Source organism: Metapseudomonas cellulosilytica (assembly GCF_049334135.1).
In the GTDB taxonomy this organism is placed as follows: Bacteria; Pseudomonadota; Gammaproteobacteria; order Pseudomonadales; family Pseudomonadaceae; genus Metapseudomonas.
Genome location: NZ_JBHZGN010000007.1, coordinates 97,648 through 115,290, shown reverse-complemented (window position 1 = coordinate 115,290; position 17,643 = coordinate 97,648). Strand labels below are relative to the sequence as shown.

Genomic DNA, 17,643 nt, shown 5'->3' with positions numbered 1-17,643 from the left:
GCTCAGCCCACCCGGCGCCAGACGCTCGCCAGCCAGGGCTGCTGCGCCCTTGGCAGGCCGGCCGGGCGGTAGTAATGCTCCAGGGCTTCGAAGCCCGCGTCCTCCACCACGGCCTTCCAGTTTTCGTAGTCGTGCCAGGCGCCGTAGCGGCTGCCACTCCAGCCCTCGTTGTTATGGCCACGGGGGTTGGAGCTGAACAACACGCCGCCGGGCTTCAAGGCGGCGCGCAACTGGCGCAGGACGCGGGGCAGCTCCTGGCGCGGGACGTGGAACAGGCTGGCGTTGGCGAAAATGCCGTCGAAGCGCTTCGCGGGCAGGTCGAGGTGGAGGAAGTCCTGGTGCCAGACTTCGCAGCCGGAGTCGGCGCGGGCCATGGCGACGAAGCTTTGTGCGCCGTCCAGGCCGATGGCCTGGTGACCCAGCCGGGTGAAGGCCCGCAGGTCACGGCCCGGCCCACAGCCGAAATCGAGGAGGGTGAAGGGCGCGCTACCCCGGATGTGCCGCAACAGCGCCTCGATGTTCTGGCTCACGTCATGGTCACGAGTGCCTTCGCGGAAGCCCTCGGCGTTGCGGTTGTAGTCGTCGAGGGTGGTGGCGGTGATGCTGTCGAGGTCTTCGGGACGCAATGGCATGGGCGGCTCGGCACGGCATGTGGCGGGAAGATGAATTCTACTCCCGGGTTGGCGGCAACATCGCCGGACGGCACCTATCTTTCTGGGGACACTTTCCTTCCAAGGACTCGCGCATGGCAGCTTCCGAGAAGAAAATGGGCCTGACCGGGCTCACCACCCTGGTAGCGGTGAACATGATGGGCTCGGGCATCATCATGCTGCCTTCCAGCATGGCGCAGTTGGGCGCGATCTCCCTGCTGTCCTGGGTGATCACCGCAGTGGGCTCCATGGCCATCGCTTACTGCTTCGCCCAGTGCGGCATCTACTGCACGCGCTCAGGCGGGATGTCGGCCTACACCGAAGAGGCCCACGGCAAGTCGGCCTTCTTCCTCTGTTCCTACCTCTACTTCCTGTCCCTGGCCATCGGCAACGTGGCCATCGCCATTTCCGCCGTCGGCTACCTGACGCCCTTCTTCCCCTGGCTGGGCAGCGGCGCGGGGCCACTGTTCATTGGGGCCGTGGGGCTGATCTGGCTGACCACCCTGGCCAATTTCGGCGGGCCGAAAATCACCGGACATATCGGTTCGATCACGGTCTGGGGCGTGATCATCCCGGTGGCGGGCCTGTCGGTCATCGGCTGGTTCTGGTTCGACGCCGAGGTCTTCGCGGCGGCCTGGAACCCCAACCAGATCAGCACCGGCGACGCCATCACCCAGAGCATTCCGCTCACCCTCTGGGCCTTCCTCGGCATGGAGTCCGCCGCGCAGAACTCCGATGCCGTGGAGAACCCCAAGCGCAACGTGCCGCTGGCCTGCCTGCTGGGCACCCTCGGCGCGGCGGTGATCTACGTGCTCTCCACCTCGGTGATCATGGGCATAGTGCCGAACCCCGAGCTGGCCAACTCCAGTGCGCCCTTCGCCTTCGTCTACGCGAAGATGTTCAACCCTCTGGTGGGCAACCTGATCATGGGCCTGGCGGTGATGGCCTGCGTCGGCTCGCTGCTGGGCTGGCAGTTCACCCTGGCACAGACCGCCAAGGTCACCGCCGACCAGCAGATGTTCCCGGCCCTGTTCGCCAAGGTCACCCTGCTGGGCGCGCCCATCGCCGGGCTGGTGGCCAACGCCATCCTGCAGAGCGCCATGGCGATATCCACCATCTCGCCCAACGCGTCGGAGCAGTTCGGCAAGCTGGTGAGCCTGGCTGCGGTGACCAATATCGTCCCCTACATCACCTCGCTCTCGGCGCTGCTGGTGATCATGCAGAAAGCCGGGGTGACGGGTTTCCCGCACCACCGCAACGTCATCGTGTTGCTCGTGGCCATGGCCTACAGCTTCTATGCGCTCTATGCCTCGGGGACCGAGGCGGTGTTCGGCGGCATGATCGTCACCGCGGTCGGCTACCTGATGTTCGGCTACATCGCCGACCGGTTCCTCGAACGGCATGCGACCCTGGAAGCGGAGGTCCGGCCATGAAACCTCTTCTCCCTCGCGCCGCGCTGCTGCTGGCTGCCCTGCTGCCGTTGCTGGCCGGCGCCCAGACCCTGGACCGGGTCCGCGCCAGCGGCACCTTCACCCTCGGCTACCTGCCGAACCAACCACCCTTCACGGCTACCGAGGGCGAAGGCGCCTCCGGCTACGCCATCGACCTCTGCCAGAAGGTCGCCGACCAGCTCCGCACTCAGCCGGGCCTCGCCTCGCTCAAGGTACGCTTCGTGCCCCTGGCGCCGGACAAGGCCCTGGACGTGGTCCGCGACGGCGGCGTGGACCTGCTCTGCAGCCCGATGGTGGAAACCCTCAGACGCCGCCAGGACGTCGCCTTCTCCCAACCCGTGTACACCGCTGGAATCGGCGTGGTGCTGCGCAAGAACGCCCCGTTGTCGCTGGTCAAGGTGCTCAATGGCGAAGTGGAGCAGACCGGCCCCACCTGGCGCGCCACCCTCAATCGTGGCCTGGCCGCCCACAGCTTCGCGGTGCAGGGCGGCACCCCGGTGGAAACCTGGGCGCGAGAAAAGCTGCGCCTGCTGAAGCTGCTGGTCACCCTGGAGACTGTGGCCAGCCCCGTCGAAGGCGTGGACCAGGTGGCCAGCGGCAAGGTGGATGCCTTTTTCGCCAACCAGATGATCCTGCGCAGCCTGGTGGCGCGGGACACGGCCAACACCAACCTGATGGTGCTGGACCGCCGCTTCGAGTTCGAACCGGTCTCCCTGGCCATGGCCCGTGGCGACGAGGACTTCCGCCTGCAGGTGGATACGGCGCTGAGCCAGCTCTACCGCTCCGGCGGGATAATGCCGCTCTACAGCAAGTACTTTGGCACCCCGAGCGAATTGGATCAGACTCTGTTCAAGGTCTACTCCCGTCCCTGAATTCGACAGCAAGAGTCAGGATGCGGGCGGCCCGCTGCCCGCATACTCTCTGCCATGACCGAACCTCATGCGGATAGCGCCATGAAAGCCCCTGCCAAGATCGCCACCGAGCTGGACCCGCGCTGGGCCGCCGTACAGGCCCGCGACCCGGCTGCCGACCGGCAGTTCGTCTATGCCGTGAAAACCACCGGCGTCTACTGCCGGCCCAGCAGCCCGACGCGGCTGCCGCGCCCGGAGAACGTGGAGTTCTTCGACAGCGCCGCGCAGGCCGAGGCCGCCGGCTACCGCCCCAGCCGCCGCAGCGCAGCCGACAAGACCTGCGTGGCGGCGCAGCACGCCGCCCTGGTATCCGCCGCCTGCCGGAAGATCGAAGATGCCGAGGATGAGCCGGGCCTGGAGGCCCTGGCCGAATCGGCGGGTATGAGCCCGTCGCACTTCCACCGGGTGTTCAAGGCCGTCACCGGCCTCACCCCCAAGGCCTATGCCCGCGCCCGCCGCGCGCGCAAGGTGCGTGACCAGCTCGGCCCGGGCGCCTCGGTGACCCACGTGCTCTACGACGCCGGTTTCAACTCCAACAGCCGCTTCTACGCCGACTCCGCCCAGGTGTTGGGGATGAAGCCGGCGGACTATCGCGCCGGCGGCACCAACAACGACATCCGTTTCGCCCTGGGCGAATGCTCGCTGGGCTCGTTCCTGGTAGCGCAAAGCGGCATCGGCGTCTGCGCCATCCTGCTCGGCGACGACCCCGAGGCCTTGTTGCGCGACCTCCAGGACAAGTTCCCCCGTGCCCACCTGATCGGCGGCGACAGCGATTTCGAACAGCTGGTGGCCAAGGTCATCGGCTTCATCGAGGCGCCAAAGCTGGGCCTGGACCTGCCGCTGGATGTGCGCGGCACCGCCTTCCAGGAGCGTGTCTGGCAGGCGCTGCGGGAAATCCCCGCCGGCAGCACCGCCAGCTACGCGGAGATCGCCGAACGCATCGGCTCGCCCCGCGCGGTGCGCGCCGTGGCCCAGGCCTGCGCGGCCAACAGCCTGGCGGTGGCCATCCCCTGTCACCGCGTAGTGCGCAGCGACGGCAACCTCTCCGGTTACCGCTGGGGCGTGGAACGCAAACGCCGCCTGCTGGAGCGCGAAGCCGAGGCGTGAATTGCCTGGGGCGGGTATGTGCGGGGGGCGGGGTATCGGCCACGTGCGCGATGCCTGCAGGATGCGTATCGGGCGTGAAAGGCCGATCGCGAATGAATTCGCTCCCACAATTCCTGTGGGGGACTCCATGTCGTACAAGGGTGGAAATCCCTTTGAGGATTTCCACCATCGGTGTCTTGCAATGCCTCGCTGGTGGATAGAAAAGCGCTATCCACCCTGCACGGCTTATGCACGGTGGAGAGCTCATCGCGAATGAATTCGCTCCCACAAATACCGCACCGTAGGTTGGCGCCGAGCGCAGCGAGGCCCAACAACCTGCCCGGAGCAAACGCCTGACGTTGGGCTTCGCAGGCTCAGCGCCAACCTACGCAAGCCCGGCAATCCCCTGAGGCACTGTCACCACCCCGCCGTCCCGCGCGGCCTGGGCGATGGCCTCCACCACCCGCAGGTTCTGCAAGCCATCGCGCACGCTGACCAGGGGCTCGGCCTCGCCACGGATGACCTGGCAGAAATGCTCCAGCTGCAGCGCCAGCGGGTCTTCGCGGCGCAACTCGGCCACCTCGCAGGTGAAGGGCTTCCACCAGGAGCGGTCCTGCGGACGCTCGTAGCACTTCAGGCGCATGGTGGGCACGGCCAGGGAGCCGCCGGTACCAGCAATCAGATAGCAGTCTTCATCCCCATAGCTGGGGTAATCACGGTTTTCCCGGGAGGTCTGTTCCCAGCTGCGGGCGGAAGCCGCGGTATCGGAGAGCAGGAAGCTGCCCAGGGCGCCATTGGCGAAACGCAGGCCGATGGACACCGTGTCCTCCACCGGGAAACCACGGGTGGCGCTGGATGCCAGGGCCTGCACGGCAACGATTTCGCCGCACAGCGAGCGCAGGTTGCCGATCTCGTGGATCAGGTTGATCAGCACCGGGCCTCCACCAGGCTGGCGGCGCCAGGGCGCGGCGTCGAAGTAGTCGTCGGGTTTGTAGAACAGCGCGCTGCCCATCACCGCCACCAGGTCGCCCAGGCGACCCTCACGGATGATTTCCCGCGCCAGTCCGAGGATCGGGCTGTGGGCACGGTGGTGGCCCACCAGCAAGGGCACTCGGGAATCCGACGACGCGGCCAGCAGCCGCTCACCCTCCTCCAGCGTGTGGGCCACGGGTTTCTCGATCAGCGCGGGCACGCCTGCCTGCAGGCAGGTGAGCGCCTGCTGCACATGCAGCTGGTTGGGAGTGGCCAGGATGATGCCGTCCGGACGCTCCCGCTGGAACAGCGCCTCGAGGGAGTGGAACAGGGTCACCCCGGCGCGCTCGGCCACCGCCGCGGCAGCAGGCGATGGGTCCACCAGCGCCGCCGGTTCACAGAGGGGGCTGGCCTGGATGAGTTCGAGGTGGCGCTGGCCGATCAGGCCGGCGCCGGCAATGGCGATGCGAAGGCTGCTCATATCGTTCGATCTGTTCTTGTCGGGAGGTCACCCGGCCACCCGAGTGGCCGGCCCACCCCTGCGCCGGGCAGGAGCTGATCGAAAGACTAATATTCACCATTCAATCTATAATCAGTCCTCATGAAAAATCAGAATGCGCTATTAGCGAACAATGATCCCTTCCTGCGCGACCTGTTGCTGTTCTGCACCGTGGCTCGGCGCTCCAGTTTCATCGCCGGAGCAACCGAACTGGGCATCTCCCCGGCCCATGTCAGCAAACGCATCGCCATGCTGGAGGAGTCCCTCGGGGTCAAACTCTTCAATCGCACCACGCGGCGGGTGAACATCACCGCCGATGGCGAGGCCGCCTTCGTCTGGGCGCAGAAAATCCTCGAAGACGTGGAAGGCATGCTGGAGTCGCTGTCCGGGCGGCACGGCGAGCCCCGCGGCGTGCTGCGCATCGCCACCAGCCTGCGCCTGGGTCGCGACCATGTATCGCCGGTGCTGTCCCTGCTGCGCCAGCGCCATCCGGGCCTGGAGGTCTGGCTGGAGCTGCTGGATCGGCGGGTGGACCTGATCGGCGAGAACTTCGACATCGACCTGCGGGTGGGCGAAGTCCACGAACCGCACCTGATCGCCCACAGGATCGCCGAGAGCCAGCGGATGCTCTACGCCGCCCCCGCCTACATCGCGCGTCGCGGCCAGCCACGCACCCTGGCGGAACTCGCGCAGCACGACTGCCTGCTGTTCCGCGAGCGCGAACTGGGCTTCGGCGTCTGGCGCCTCGGCGGCCCCAATGGCGAGGAAACGGTGAAGGTCACCGGCCCCATGGCCTCCAACCACAGCGACGTGGTGCGCCAGTGGGCCCACGAAGGCCATGGGGTGATCATGGCCTCGGTCTGGGACGCGGCCCCGAGCGTCAGGGCCGGCAGGCTGGTACGGCTGCTGCCGGCCTACCAGCAGACGGCCGATGTCTGGGCCGTCACTGCCGCGCGGGCCTCGGGCTCGGCCAAGGTGAAGCTCTGCATCGACTTCCTCAAGGAACACCTGACCCAGGGCCCCCACGCCCTCGAAACCCGCCTCTGAGAGCCGGTTCGACAAGCCCGCCAGTCTTGGCTAGACCTCCAGATATGTCGTCCCGCCGGCGCGGGGCAGTCCTGGCAGGAAGCACAGACGTGACGCTCAATCCCCTCGTAACCCTCCTCCTGGCCGCCCTCGCCCTGATCCTCGGGCGCTGGGTCAACCGCCTGATTCCCGTGCTGTCGCGCTACAACATCCCCGAGCCGATCACCGGCGGCCTGCTGTTCGCCATCGCCCTGTCGGTGGCCGGCGCGTTCAGCGATTTCCGCGTGGAGTTCGACACCACCATGAAACCCGCGCTGCTGCTGGCCTTCTTCTCCGCCGTGGGGTTGTCGGCGGACCTGGCCATGCTCAAGCACGGCGGCAAGCGGCTGGTGCTCTTCGTCATCACCCTGATCCCCTTCCTGTTCCTGCAGAACATCCTGGGCATCCTGGTCGCCTGGGGCCTGGACATGCACCCGCTGATGGGCCTGGTGGGTGGCACCATCACCCTGGTGGGCGGCCACGGCACGGGCGCGGCCTACGCCGAACGCTTCGCCGAGGTGAACAACCTCCAGTCCATCATGGAGCTGTCGATGACCGGCGCCACCCTCGGCCTGGTGGCCGGCGGCATCATCGGCGGTCCCCTGGCCCAGTGGCTGATCAAGCGCCACAAGCTGGCCGGCAGCGGTCCCCGGGGCGAGCACCATGAGATCACCGGCGAGTCGGCACCGCCGGTAACCACCACCAACTTCCTCAATGTGCTGGCCGCCACCATGGCCGCCCTGGTGGTCGGCCAGTTCCTCGCCGAGCAGTTCGGCGAAGGCGCGGTGACCCTGCCGAGCTTCATCTGGTGCCTGCTGCTGGGCGTGACCATCCGCAACAGCCTGCCCCTGGTGGGTGTGCGGCTGAACGACGGCGCCATCGACCTGCTGGCCTCGGTGACCCTGTCGCTGTTCCTGGTGATCACCATGATGGCGCTGAGCCTGGGCCACGTGGCCATGGTCGCCGGGCCGCTGTTCGTCATGCTGATCGCGCAATCGGCCCTGGCCATGGTCTTCGGCGCCTGGGTGGTGTACCGCTTCACCGGCCGCGACTACGAAAGCGCCGTGCTCTCGGCGGCCTTCTGCGGCTTCGCCATCGGCGCCACGGCCACCGCCGTCGCCAACATGCAGGCCATCGCCCACAAGTACGGTCCGGCGCCGGAGGCCTTCATCGTCGCGCCGCTGGTGGGCGCCTTCCTCATCGACCTGCTCAATGCGCTGGTGCTCACGGGCTTCCTCGCGTTGCCGGGAATGGGAGGTTGACCATGCTGCGCACCCTCCTCGTCGCCCTGCTGGCCCTGACCCTGGCCGCCTGTTCCAGGGGACCCGACCAGGCCACCCTGGAAGCCGAAGTGCAGCAACGCCTGCAACAGGCCTTCGGCACCGGCGTACTCAGCCTCAGCGAACTGGACCGCCGCGGTTCGGCCAGCGACGCCAACGCACCACAAGGCGAGAAGCGCCTGGTGATCTACTTCGACAGCACCTTGAAAGTGGAACGCGACCAGGACTTCGGTTCCTGGGACTCCCCCGGCGTCGCCAGCCTGATCAGCGCCCTCGGCGCCGGGCCACGCGGGCTGTCCGGCATCCGCAACGAAGGCAACAGGAAGGGTGACCTGCTGAACGCCCACGGCAGCCTGATCTACCGCCAGACCGACGGCGGCTGGGAAGCCGTGGTGCCCCAGGGATTCAAGGCCCCGCCCGCGCCGGAAACCGTCGAGCCCGGCGTGGGCCAGACGCGCGAGCAACTGCTGGCGGCCATGAGCACCGCGCTGAACCTCGCCCCCGGCGGCACCGGGGCAAAGGAGCGGGACATCATCTCCGACGAGCTGAACCGTTCCCTGAACAATATCCAGGGCCGCCTGAGCCGCCTGCAGAAGGGCTTTCCCCTGGCCGGCGGGCCGCCTGCCGGGCAGTACGCGCGGCTGGCCCAGGCCATGACCAGCCTGCTGCGTCCCAAGGGCCTGCAACTGACGCCGCTGACCACCGAAGGCGGCCTGGACAACCTGCGCATGCTGCGCCGCGGCGATGTGGTGCTGGCGCTGTCCCAGAGCGATATGGCGCAGATGGCGGTGAATGGCACCGGCCCCTTTGCCGAATCCGGGCCCTACTCCGGCCTGCGTGCCCTGGCCAGCCTCTATCCGGAGATGGTGCATGTGCTGGCGCGCGCCGACGGGCCGGTGACCGACATGGCCAGCCTGCGCGGCAAGCGGGTCAACCTCGGCCAGCCGGGCTCGGCCTCGCGGGACACTGCCATCGCGGTACTGGCCGCCCACGGCATCAAGCCGGAGGACCTGGCCGAGGCCGCCAGCGTCGATCTGCAACAGGCGCTGACCGCCATCCGCGACGGCCAACTGGACGCCACCCTGCAGGTGATCGGCGCCCCCGCCGACAGCATCCGCGCCGCCAGCGAGGCCATGCAGCTGCGCCTGGTACCGCTGGACGAACAGGCCATTGACCAACTGCAAGCCAACCGCCCCGGCACCTTCGCCACCCGGGTGGCCGCCGCCACCTACCCCAACCAGACGACGCCGGTGCCCACCCTCGCGGTCAGCGCCCTGCTGCTCTGCGACGCAACGTTGAGCGCGAGCGAGGCCAAACTGCTGACGGGCCTGCTCTTCGCAACGGACAACGACTGGCTGGCGGCCGGCAGCATCCAGGGCGAGCAGTTGTCGAAGGCCAACGCCCGAAGAGCCCTGGCCATCCCCCTGCATGAAGGTGCATTGCAGGCCCTGGAGAATCCCTGAGCGATGGGGTGAGTCGGCTGGTGCGCTGCTGGGCATGGCGCAGGGGCCGAACCCGCAGTCGATCACCCTGCGCGGGGCTGCTGGCGGAGTCAGCAGCCCCCGCCGCTCAATAGGGCAAGGCTGTCTCGTCGGTCAGCAGACCGCCAAGTTCACGCACCCGGGAACGGGCTTCGGCGCGGTGCTGGAGTTTGCGGCGCGCGGGCTCGGGGAGGTCGGTGTAGTTAAGCAGCCCCAGGCTCACCAGCACCTGCACCAGGTCGTCGATCACCCTGACCAGTTCCAGGTCGGAGCGCTGCAGGGCCATCAGGTGGTCATGCAGGCCACGGCCGGCAAACCAGATCCGCACCTCGGGGTCGCTGGCCGACAGCGTCTGGGTCATGCCGTCGAAGGGCTCGTGATCCAGCCGCAGGATCCCGCCTTTCTCGTCACGCTGTACATAAACCATGGTCCCTCCCCTGCCGGATCGCGCAGGCCCGCTCGCCCCATGCCCCACACCCGGGCCCGGATGCCTAGACGTCAACCTTGAGTGCGTTGTCTCCAAGCATGTTGTTGATGATCGTCGCCTCGTCGGTGGTGCCGTACACCGTCGAAAGGTCCACGTTATCCAGCACCACCTGCTGCTCCACGGGGCCCGCCGCCTCGGTCTTCACGGCAATGCTGGTGGTGGTCCCGGTGAAGGCGAAGTCCAGGTAGTTCTGCAACGTGTTCGGGTCCTCCCCCACGCCGCTCAGCAGTTGCGACAGGTCGAGCACATCGGAGTTGGCGCCGGTCGTATCCACCTGGAAGTCGGTGATGTGATCGACGTTCGCGTCCAGACCGCCTTGCTGCCAGACGAAGCTGTCCTTGCCGGCGCCGCCGGTCAGGGTGTCCGCTCCCAGCCCACCCACCAGCCAGTCATCGCCATCGCCCCCGAGCAAGGTGTCGTTGCCGGCAAGGCCGAACAGCTGGTTGTTGCCGCTATTGCCGATCAGGGTGTCGTTATGGCCCGAACCTATGAGGTTCTCGAGGTTCGCCAGGGTGTCGGTCCCCGCGCCCCCAGTGTTCTGGGCGGCCAGGGTTTCCAGGCTTACCGTGACGCCGCTGCTGGCATGCCGGTAGCTGGCGGTATCCATGCCACCCAGGCCATCGATCAGGTCATTGCCTGACGTGCCCTGGATGACCTCGTCTGCGGCGCTTCCCGTGAAGCTCGAACCATTGACGATGGCGACCTCCAGCACGTGGGGACTGGTCACGTCGCCGTCGGCATCGACCAGCGAGAAGCTGAAGTCGAGGTTGGCGTTCTGGGTGTTGCTCTGGGTGGTGACCAGGCCGATGTCGACGATCTTGATCACATCATTGTCGGTGGTCGGGGCACCCGCACCGGGGTTGGCGTCGAAGGCCAGCAGGGCCGCTGCGGCCAGCGACGACGCGCCGAGGCTGCCGACATTCCGGTTGAGGTTGATCCCGAAGCCCGTCACGGCCTCGGTGGACGTCAGCAGTTGGGCGCCGTAGATGAGGTAGTTCTCCCCGGACGCATTGAAGTCGTTGGACTCGATGATCACCACGCCGTCGCTGCCATCGGCGAAGGTGATGCCGTAGGGGTTCGACTCCGAGGACTTGTAGATGTCCTCACTGTCGACCACGATCGCCCGCGTCGTTATGGAGTTGTCGTCCGGATCGATCAGTTTCAGCAGGACCACGAAGTCCTCGTCGGCACCCAACTGGTCGACCTTCAGGAACATCGCGCTGGCCCTTGCAGTACCGGGTCCGGGGTTCGCGTTGTTGCCGGGGCTGCTGGTGTAGAAGTCCATGTTGAGGACTTCGCCAGCCTGCAGGGTGTCACTGGCGACGCCATTGGCATTCCCCGAGATGCTGACCCAGCTCTGGCTCGCCTTGAAGGTCTCGCCGTTCGCAAACGCCTGGTTGTTGTCGGTCGTCTGCAGGGGTATGCCACCTGCGTTCTCATCCCCGGCGAACCTGACGTAGAAGTTGCCGGACAGCTTCGCAACCACGACCTCGGGCTGGGCATCGGAGCTGCCGACCAGGTTGAAGCTCTCCCTGGACACGGTATTGCTGGTCTGCAGCACCGTGAACCCTTCGATTGGCGCATCGAACTTGACCGTATAGGTCCCCGCCACCTTGTCGAAAGTCAGGGTGCCCGTTGCCTGGCTCAATGCATTGGTCGTGGAAAGCGGGTCGGCGTCATATTGGAACTGGACGCTGAACACCGCCTGCGCATCGGTTTCCGAAACCCAGTTTACGGCGGTGGCCGAGATCAGCGCCGAACCGACGGTGCCAGTCAGGCTGATCGCGGAAAAGTCCGAATTCAGCGCGCTGTAGCTGCTGCGGCTATCGGCCCCGATGAGGTAGTCGAAGGTGCCAGTGCCACCGGTGGACGGGTTGCTGGAGTTGGCATAGATCAGGTCACTGCGGGCCAGCACCTGCGGGCCATCGTCGTTGACCTTGATAGTCAGTGTCGCTTCGGGCGAGACATCGTCGTCCGAATCGGTTACCCGCACCTGGAAGGGGTCCAGCACCTGGTCGGCCAGGCCGCGGTCGCCGTCACCGTCCAGCAGCGAGGTGTCGCCGTGGTCCAGGGTGTTGTCGCTCAGGGTGTAGACCCAGCTGCCATCCGGATTCACCGCCAGCACGCCGTACTTCCCATTGACCAGGGTATTCGGGGCAGTGATCTCGACCCAGTTGCCGTCCTTGTCCTGCACTTCCAGCAGGGCCAGGCTGTCGTCGCCGGTCTGGATCACGAACTGGCCACTGGTGGTGGTAGTGCCACCGCCGCTGCCGTCGGGCAACGCCGATTCCCAGACCATGTCGCCGTCGCCATCGAGGTCCGGGGTGCTCACCGTCGGGGTCGAGTCCGGACCCACAGTGATGCTCAGCACCGCCTGCGACTCGTCGCCGTCGGCATCGCGGAGGGTGTAGAGGATGGTCGCGGCGCCCTCGAAGCCCGCCGTGGGCGTGAAGGTCACCTCACCATTCGGCAGGAAGCCCACCGTGCCGCTGCCGGCAGTGAGCTGCGCCGCCACTACCTGCGCCGCGCGGTCGGCGCCCTGGGTGTCGTTGGCCAGCACGTTGACCGTGATCGCGGTGTCTTCATCCGTGCCATAGCCGCCGTCGTTCACCGCGCTCGGACCGTCGTCGTTGACCTTGATGGTCAGGGTCGCTTCGGGCGAGACATCATCGTCCGAGTCGGTCACCCGTACCTGGAAGGGGTCCAGCACCTGGTCGGCCAGCCCACGGTCGCCGTCACCGTCCAGCAGCGAGGTGTCGCCGTGGTCCAGGGTGTTGTCGCTCAGGGTGTAGATCCAGCTGCCGTCCGGGTTCACCGCCAGCACGCCGTAGACACCATTGACCAGGGTGCCGGGAGCATTGATGGCGACCCAGTTGCCGTCCTTGTCCTGCACTTCCAGCAGGGCCAGGCCGTCGTTGCCGGTCTGGATCGCGAACTGGCCGCTGGTGGTGGTGCTGCCGCCGCCGCTGCCATCGGGCAGCGCCGATTCCCAGACCATGTCGCCGTCGCCATCGAGGTCCGGGGTGCTCACCGTCGGGGTCGAGTCCGGACCCACGGTGATGCTCAGTACCGCCTGCGATTCATCGCCGTCGGCATCGCGGAGGGTGTAGAGGATGGTCGCCACGCCCTCGAAGCCCGCTGTGGGGGTGAACTTCACCGATGCGCCCGAGAGGACCTCCACCATCCCACTGCCGCCGGTGAGCTGCGCCGCCACTACCTGCGCCGCGCGGTCGGCGCCCTGGGTGTCGTTGGCCAGCACGTTGACCGTGATCGCGGTGTCTTCATCCGTGCCATAGCCGCCGTCGTTCACCGCGCTCGGGCCGTCGTCGTTGACCTTGATGGTCAGGGTCGCTTCGGGCGAGACATCATCGTCCGAGTCGGTCACCCGTACCTGGAAGGGGTCCAGCACCTGGTCGGCCAGCCCACGGTCGCCGTCACCGTCCAGCAGCGAGGTGTCGCCGTGGTCCAGGGTGTTGTCGCTCAGGGTGTAGATCCAGCTGCCGTCCGGGTTCACCGCCAGCACGCCGTAGACACCATTGACCAGGGTGCCGGGGGCATTGATGGCGACCCAGTCGCCGTCCTTGTCCTGCACTTCCAGCAGGGCCAGGCCGTCGTTGCCGGTCTGGATCACGAGCTGGCCGCTGGTGGTAGTGCTGCCGCCGCCGCTGCCGTCGGGCAACGCCGATTCCCAGACCATGTCGCCGTCGCCATCGAGGTCCGGCGTGCTCACCGTCGGGGTCGAGTCCGGACCCACAGTGATGCTCAGCAGCGCCTGCGACTCGTCGCCGTCGGCATCGCGGAGGGTGTAGAGGATGGTCGCGGCGCCCTCGAAGCCCGCCGAGGGCGTGAAGGTCACCTCACCATTCGGCAGGAAGCCCACCGTGCCGCTGCCGCTGGTCAACTGCGCACCGGTTACCAGGGTCGGCGCGTCCGCACCCCGCACGTCGTTGGCCAGCACGTTGACCGTGATCGCGGTGTCTTCTGCTGTGAAATAGCCGCCGTCGTCCACTGCGCTCGGGCCGTCGTCGCGAACCTGGATACTCAGGGTGGTCGCCGGCGCCAGGTCGCCATCGCTGTCGGTCGCTGCCACTGCGAAATTATCCAGCAGCACATCCTGCGCCCCGGTCTGCGGGTTCAGCGGGTGCTCCAGGGTGTTGTCGGTCAGGGTGTAGGTCCAGCTGAAGCTGTTGCCCACCGGCGCGCTCACCACCAGGGTGCCGTACAGCCCCACCACCGTGCCGCCATGGGTCACGTCGACGCCGCCGATCACCAGGCTGCCCAGGCTGTCGCCGCCGGTGAACACCTGCACGCTACCGCTGGTGCTTTCTGCGGTGCTCGCCGGGTTGCTGCCCGCTACGCCGTCGGCCCCGGCGCCGGGATTCAGCGCCTCTTCGTCCACCACACCTCCATCCGGGCCGTAGTCGATCTCCACCGTCGGCGTCGAATCCTCTCCGACAGTAATGCGCAGCTCCGCCTGCGACTGGTCACTGTCGCCATCCTCGATGTGGTACTTGATGATCGCCACGCCCATGAAGCCCGGCGCCGGGATGAAGGTCACCGCCCCCGTGGGCAGGAAGCTCACCGTGCCGCTACCGCTGGTGAGCGTCGCTTCGATCACCAGGGTCGGCTTGTCGGCGCCGGGCACGTCATTGGCCAGTACGTTGACCGTGATTGCGGTGTCTTCTGCCGTGCTATAGCCGCCGTCATCCAGCGCAGTCGGCCCATCGTCGTTGACCCGGACGGTCAGCGTCGCTTCGGGCGAGAGGTCGCCGTCCGAATCGGTGACCCGCACCTGGAAGGGGTCCAGCACCTGATCGTCGATACCGCGGTCGCCATCACCGTCGTCCCGCGTGTCATCGGTGTGATCCAGGGTGTTGTCGCTCAGGGTGTAGACCCAGCTGCCATCCGGGTTCACCGCCAGCACGCCGTAAGCGCCGTTGACCAGGGTGTTCGGCCCGCTGATGGCGATCCAGTTGCCGTCACGGTCCTGCACTTCCAGCAGGGCCAGGCTGTCGTTGCCGGTACCGATCGCGAACTGGCCGCTGGTAGTGGTGCTGCCGCCGCCGCTGCCGTCGGGCAATGCCGACTCCCAGACCATGTCGCCGTCGCCATCGAGGTCCGGCGTGCTTACCGTCGGGGTCGAGTCCGGGCCCACGGTGATGCTCAGAACGGCTTGCGATTCATCGCCGTCGGCGTCGCGGATGGTGTAGAGGATGGTCGCGGCGCCCTCGAAACCCACCGTCGGGGTGAAGGTCACTTCGCCACTCGGCAGGAAGCCCACCGTACCGCTGCCGCTGGTCAATTGCGCACCGGTCACCAGGGTCGGCGCGTCCGCACCGCGCACGTCGTTGGCCAGCACGTTGACGGTGATCGGGGTGTCCTCCGCCGTGCTGTGGCCGCCGTCGTCCACTGCCGTCGGAACGTCGTCGACGATGTCGATGCCGACCGTGGCCGATGTGCTGGCCAGGCCGTCGCTCACGGTCACCAGGAAACCGTCCATCTCCGCCCCTTCGGCATCGAGGGTGGTTTCGCTCAAGGTGTAGCTGAAGCTGTAGGTGGCGCTGGCGGCATCAAACCCGGTGATCAGCACCGTGCCGTGGGCCACGGCGAAGCTCTGCCCCACCAGGCTGGCGAAGCCGCTGGTGGTGAGGTCGAGGTTCAGGCTGCCGACCGCCAGAGACTTGAGGGTGTCCAGCCCATCGGAATCGCCGACGCTGAAACTGCCGTTGACCACCGTGCTGCCGTCGCCGGCGCTGGAGCCGCCGGAAAGGCCGCGCTCGAATACCTGGGCCAGGCCGCCCTGGGTGTCCGGGGAACTGACTTGCAGCGTAGGCGCATCGTTGCTGCCGGTGATGGTGAGGGTCAGCACGGCGTCGCCGGGGTCGCCATCGCCGTCCCGCATGGAGTAGGCGTATTGCAGGTTGACCTGCTCACCCTGGTCCAGGGCCTGCACCACCGCCGAACCATTGGCCAGCACGAAGCTGTAGCTGCCGTCGACATTCAGGGTCACCAGGCCGAAGGGGGTATCGACCAGCAGGCTGCCATTGGCCCCGGGCGTGGCACCGGCTACGCCGTTCCAGCTGGTGAAGGCTTTGGCCTGGTCGGCTCCGGAGAGGTCATTGTCCAGCACATTGCCGCTGAGGCTGGCGGGTATGCCGTCCTCGCTCAGGCTGCCGCTATCGGGGTTGGCCTGCGGCAGGTCGTCGAGTATTTCGATGCTGACAGTGGTCGAGGCGCTGGCCAGGCCGTCGCTTACATTAATAAGGAAGCCGTCCGTCTCCGGACCGGCGGCATCAAGGGTGGCTTCGGTCAGGGTGTAGCTGAAGCTGTAGGTACCGCTGGCGGCATCGAAGCCGGTGATCAGCACCGTGCCATGGGCAGCGGCGAAGCTCTGCCCCACCAGGTCGGCGAAACTGCTGGTGGCCAGATCGAGGGTGAGGCTGCCGACGCTGATGGACTTGAGGTCATCCAGGCCATCAGCGTCGGCGATCTGGAAGTTGCCGTTCACCACCGTGCTGCCGTCCCCGGCGCTGGAACCGCCAGGCAGGCCGCGCTCGGATACCTGGGCCAGGCCGCCTTCGCTCTGCGGGAAGCTGACTTCCACAGTCGGGGCGTCGTTGCGGCCGACGATGGTGATGGTGAGGGTCGCCGAACTCTGGTCGCCGTTGCTGTCCTCGATGGTGTAGGCAAAGTTGAGGTCGACGCGCTGGTCGTCGTCCAGCGCTCTCAGCACCGGGATGGCATTGGCCAGCTCGAAGCTGAAGGTGCCGTCCGGATTCAGGTTCACCACGCCAAACTCCGTGGTCACCTGGCGAGTGCCGTTGGGGCCGTCCAGGGCAGCGCCGGCCTGCCACGACACGAACTTGAGGGGCAGGTCCGGCCCGCTGTCGTCGTTATCCAGCACGTTGCCCAGTACCCGTGGGCGGCCCTCGTCGGCGGTCTGCCCATCGTCCCGGGCCAGGGGTACGCCATTGGGCGCGGGGTTTTCTTCGGGGAGAGCGGCTATCTCCGGATTGGGGAACTCCGGAACGAAGCCGATCGGCCCGGTGGGGAAGCCTATGCTGGGGTCCAGCGAGCCGGCGGTCTCGCCCAGCAGCACGAAGGAGTGACCGCCGCCGGCATTGCCACTGCCGGCGCCGCCCGAACCGGGCCCTGCGGCGGTGGCCTCGGCAGCCTTGGTCGGGTCGACGCCCGCCTGGATGGCCGCCTGCAGCTTCGCGACATCGGTCAGGTCCTGCTGGCTGGGGGCGGCCGGTGCGCTGTCGGCAGTACGATCCGGATCGGGCTTGCCGGCCAGCAGGGTGTTGTCCAGCGTCAGGTTGCTGTCGCGTCCGAGCACCAGCTCCTGGCCATTGCCCAGGGCCACCGCCACGGCGCCGTTGTTGCCGGTCACCAGTTGCTCGCCGAAGTACACACGATCGCCTTCGGTGAGCACGCGACGCGAACCATCGAGTCGGACCGCAAACACTTCGCCAATGACCTGACGAACGACCCCGATTGATCCAGCCATGATTCCTTCCTCCCGCACGACGTGCTGCCAGCCGGACAGCGCCGATCCCAGTCAATGAGGGGTCACAGCACTTCCGAACCGAACTACGGGTACGTGAAGAAGAATCGAGAGGAATAGGAGCGACGCCAAAAACGCCCCCAGTCAAATTACCGTCACATGACTAGGCGCGTTACCGCTCCCCGGGACCAAGCCCACCCTGAAACCCTTTCTTTGTGCCTGACCACAGTCTGCAGCGGCGCAACGGGGCTCAA

The 17,643-nt window shown here is 67.0% G+C and carries 10 protein-coding genes; 6 read left to right on the top strand and 4 right to left on the bottom strand.

What is annotated here, in order from left to right:
• Positions 1 to 2: 2 nt before the first annotated feature.
• Positions 3 to 632 carry a class I SAM-dependent methyltransferase gene (locus ACFW0H_RS11190; protein WP_422913972.1) on the bottom strand — a complete coding sequence of 210 codons (630 nt, stop codon included), beginning with the start codon at positions 630 to 632 and terminating at the stop codon, positions 3 to 5.
• Between the two features lie 113 nt (positions 633 to 745).
• On the opposite strand from ACFW0H_RS11190, the gene potE reads away from it, so the two are divergent.
• The 3 genes from potE to ada all read left to right on the top strand — a co-directional run bounded on the left by potE (position 746) and on the right by ada (position 4,119).
• Positions 746 to 2,083, top strand: a complete 1,338-nt coding sequence (gene potE / locus ACFW0H_RS11185; RefSeq protein ID WP_422913971.1) for a putrescine-ornithine antiporter — start codon at positions 746 to 748, stop codon at positions 2,081 to 2,083.
• Positions 2,080 to 2,973: an amino acid ABC transporter substrate-binding protein gene (locus tag ACFW0H_RS11180; protein WP_422913970.1), complete on the top strand. Its 894-nt coding sequence runs from the start codon at positions 2,080 to 2,082 to the stop codon at positions 2,971 to 2,973. The genes potE and ACFW0H_RS11180 overlap by 4 nt, the downstream gene beginning before the upstream one ends.
• A gap of 81 nt (positions 2,974 to 3,054) precedes the next feature.
• Positions 3,055 to 4,119 (top strand): bifunctional DNA-binding transcriptional regulator/O6-methylguanine-DNA methyltransferase Ada, encoded by a 1,065-nt coding sequence (gene ada / locus ACFW0H_RS11175; RefSeq protein ID WP_422913969.1) that lies wholly within the window; start codon positions 3,055 to 3,057, stop codon positions 4,117 to 4,119.
• 364 nt (positions 4,120 to 4,483) lie between these two features.
• Here the strand turns inward: ada and ACFW0H_RS11170 are convergent, their stop codons facing one another.
• The gene (locus ACFW0H_RS11170) at positions 4,484 to 5,551 is read right to left on the bottom strand and encodes a Gfo/Idh/MocA family protein (protein WP_422913968.1); all 1,068 of its coding nucleotides are present in this window, start codon (positions 5,549 to 5,551) and stop codon (positions 4,484 to 4,486) included.
• 120 nt (positions 5,552 to 5,671) lie between these two features.
• On the opposite strand from ACFW0H_RS11170, the gene ACFW0H_RS11165 reads away from it, so the two are divergent.
• The 3 genes from ACFW0H_RS11165 to ACFW0H_RS11155 all read left to right on the top strand — a co-directional run bounded on the left by ACFW0H_RS11165 (position 5,672) and on the right by ACFW0H_RS11155 (position 9,377).
• The gene (locus ACFW0H_RS11165; RefSeq protein ID WP_422913967.1) at positions 5,672 to 6,616 is read left to right on the top strand and encodes a LysR family transcriptional regulator; all 945 of its coding nucleotides are present in this window, start codon (positions 5,672 to 5,674) and stop codon (positions 6,614 to 6,616) included.
• Between the two features lie 89 nt (positions 6,617 to 6,705).
• Complete coding sequence (gene gltS / locus ACFW0H_RS11160) at positions 6,706 to 7,896, top strand: sodium/glutamate symporter (RefSeq protein ID WP_422913966.1); 1,191 nt, start codon at positions 6,706 to 6,708, stop codon at positions 7,894 to 7,896.
• 2 nt (positions 7,897 to 7,898) lie between these two features.
• Positions 7,899 to 9,377 (top strand): TAXI family TRAP transporter solute-binding subunit, encoded by a 1,479-nt coding sequence (locus ACFW0H_RS11155; RefSeq protein WP_422913965.1) that lies wholly within the window; start codon positions 7,899 to 7,901, stop codon positions 9,375 to 9,377.
• A gap of 106 nt (positions 9,378 to 9,483) precedes the next feature.
• Here ACFW0H_RS11155 and ACFW0H_RS11150 read toward each other — a convergent pair whose 3' ends face one another.
• Both ACFW0H_RS11150 and ACFW0H_RS11145 read right to left on the bottom strand, forming a co-directional pair.
• On the bottom strand, positions 9,484 to 9,822 hold the full coding sequence (locus tag ACFW0H_RS11150; protein WP_422913964.1) for a tryptophan synthase subunit beta: 339 nt from the start codon (positions 9,820 to 9,822) through the stop codon (positions 9,484 to 9,486).
• A gap of 64 nt (positions 9,823 to 9,886) precedes the next feature.
• Positions 9,887 to 17,392, bottom strand: a complete 7,506-nt coding sequence (locus ACFW0H_RS11145) for a retention module-containing protein (protein WP_422913963.1) — start codon at positions 17,390 to 17,392, stop codon at positions 9,887 to 9,889.
• Positions 17,393 to 17,643 lie beyond the last annotated feature (251 nt).

Bases quoted from the DNA above. Each gene is read 5' to 3' on its own strand.
- ACFW0H_RS11150 (WP_422913964.1), bottom strand. From the start codon at position 9,822: ATGGTTTATGTACAGCGTGACGAGAAAGGCGGGATCCTGCGGCTGGAT.
- ACFW0H_RS11165 (WP_422913967.1), top strand. From the start codon at position 5,672: ATGAAAAATCAGAATGCGCTATTAGCGAACAATGATCCCTTCCTGCGC.
- ada (WP_422913969.1), top strand. From the start codon at position 3,055: ATGAAAGCCCCTGCCAAGATCGCCACCGAGCTGGACCCGCGCTGGGCC.
- ACFW0H_RS11170 (WP_422913968.1), bottom strand. From the start codon at position 5,551: ATGAGCAGCCTTCGCATCGCCATTGCCGGCGCCGGCCTGATCGGCCAG.
- ACFW0H_RS11190 (WP_422913972.1), bottom strand. From the start codon at position 632: ATGCCATTGCGTCCCGAAGACCTCGACAGCATCACCGCCACCACCCTC.
- ACFW0H_RS11155 (WP_422913965.1), top strand. From the start codon at position 7,899: ATGCTGCGCACCCTCCTCGTCGCCCTGCTGGCCCTGACCCTGGCCGCC.
- ACFW0H_RS11145 (WP_422913963.1), bottom strand. From the start codon at position 17,392: ATGGCTGGATCAATCGGGGTCGTTCGTCAGGTCATTGGCGAAGTGTTT.
- ACFW0H_RS11180 (WP_422913970.1), top strand. From the start codon at position 2,080: ATGAAACCTCTTCTCCCTCGCGCCGCGCTGCTGCTGGCTGCCCTGCTG.
- potE (WP_422913971.1), top strand. From the start codon at position 746: ATGGCAGCTTCCGAGAAGAAAATGGGCCTGACCGGGCTCACCACCCTG.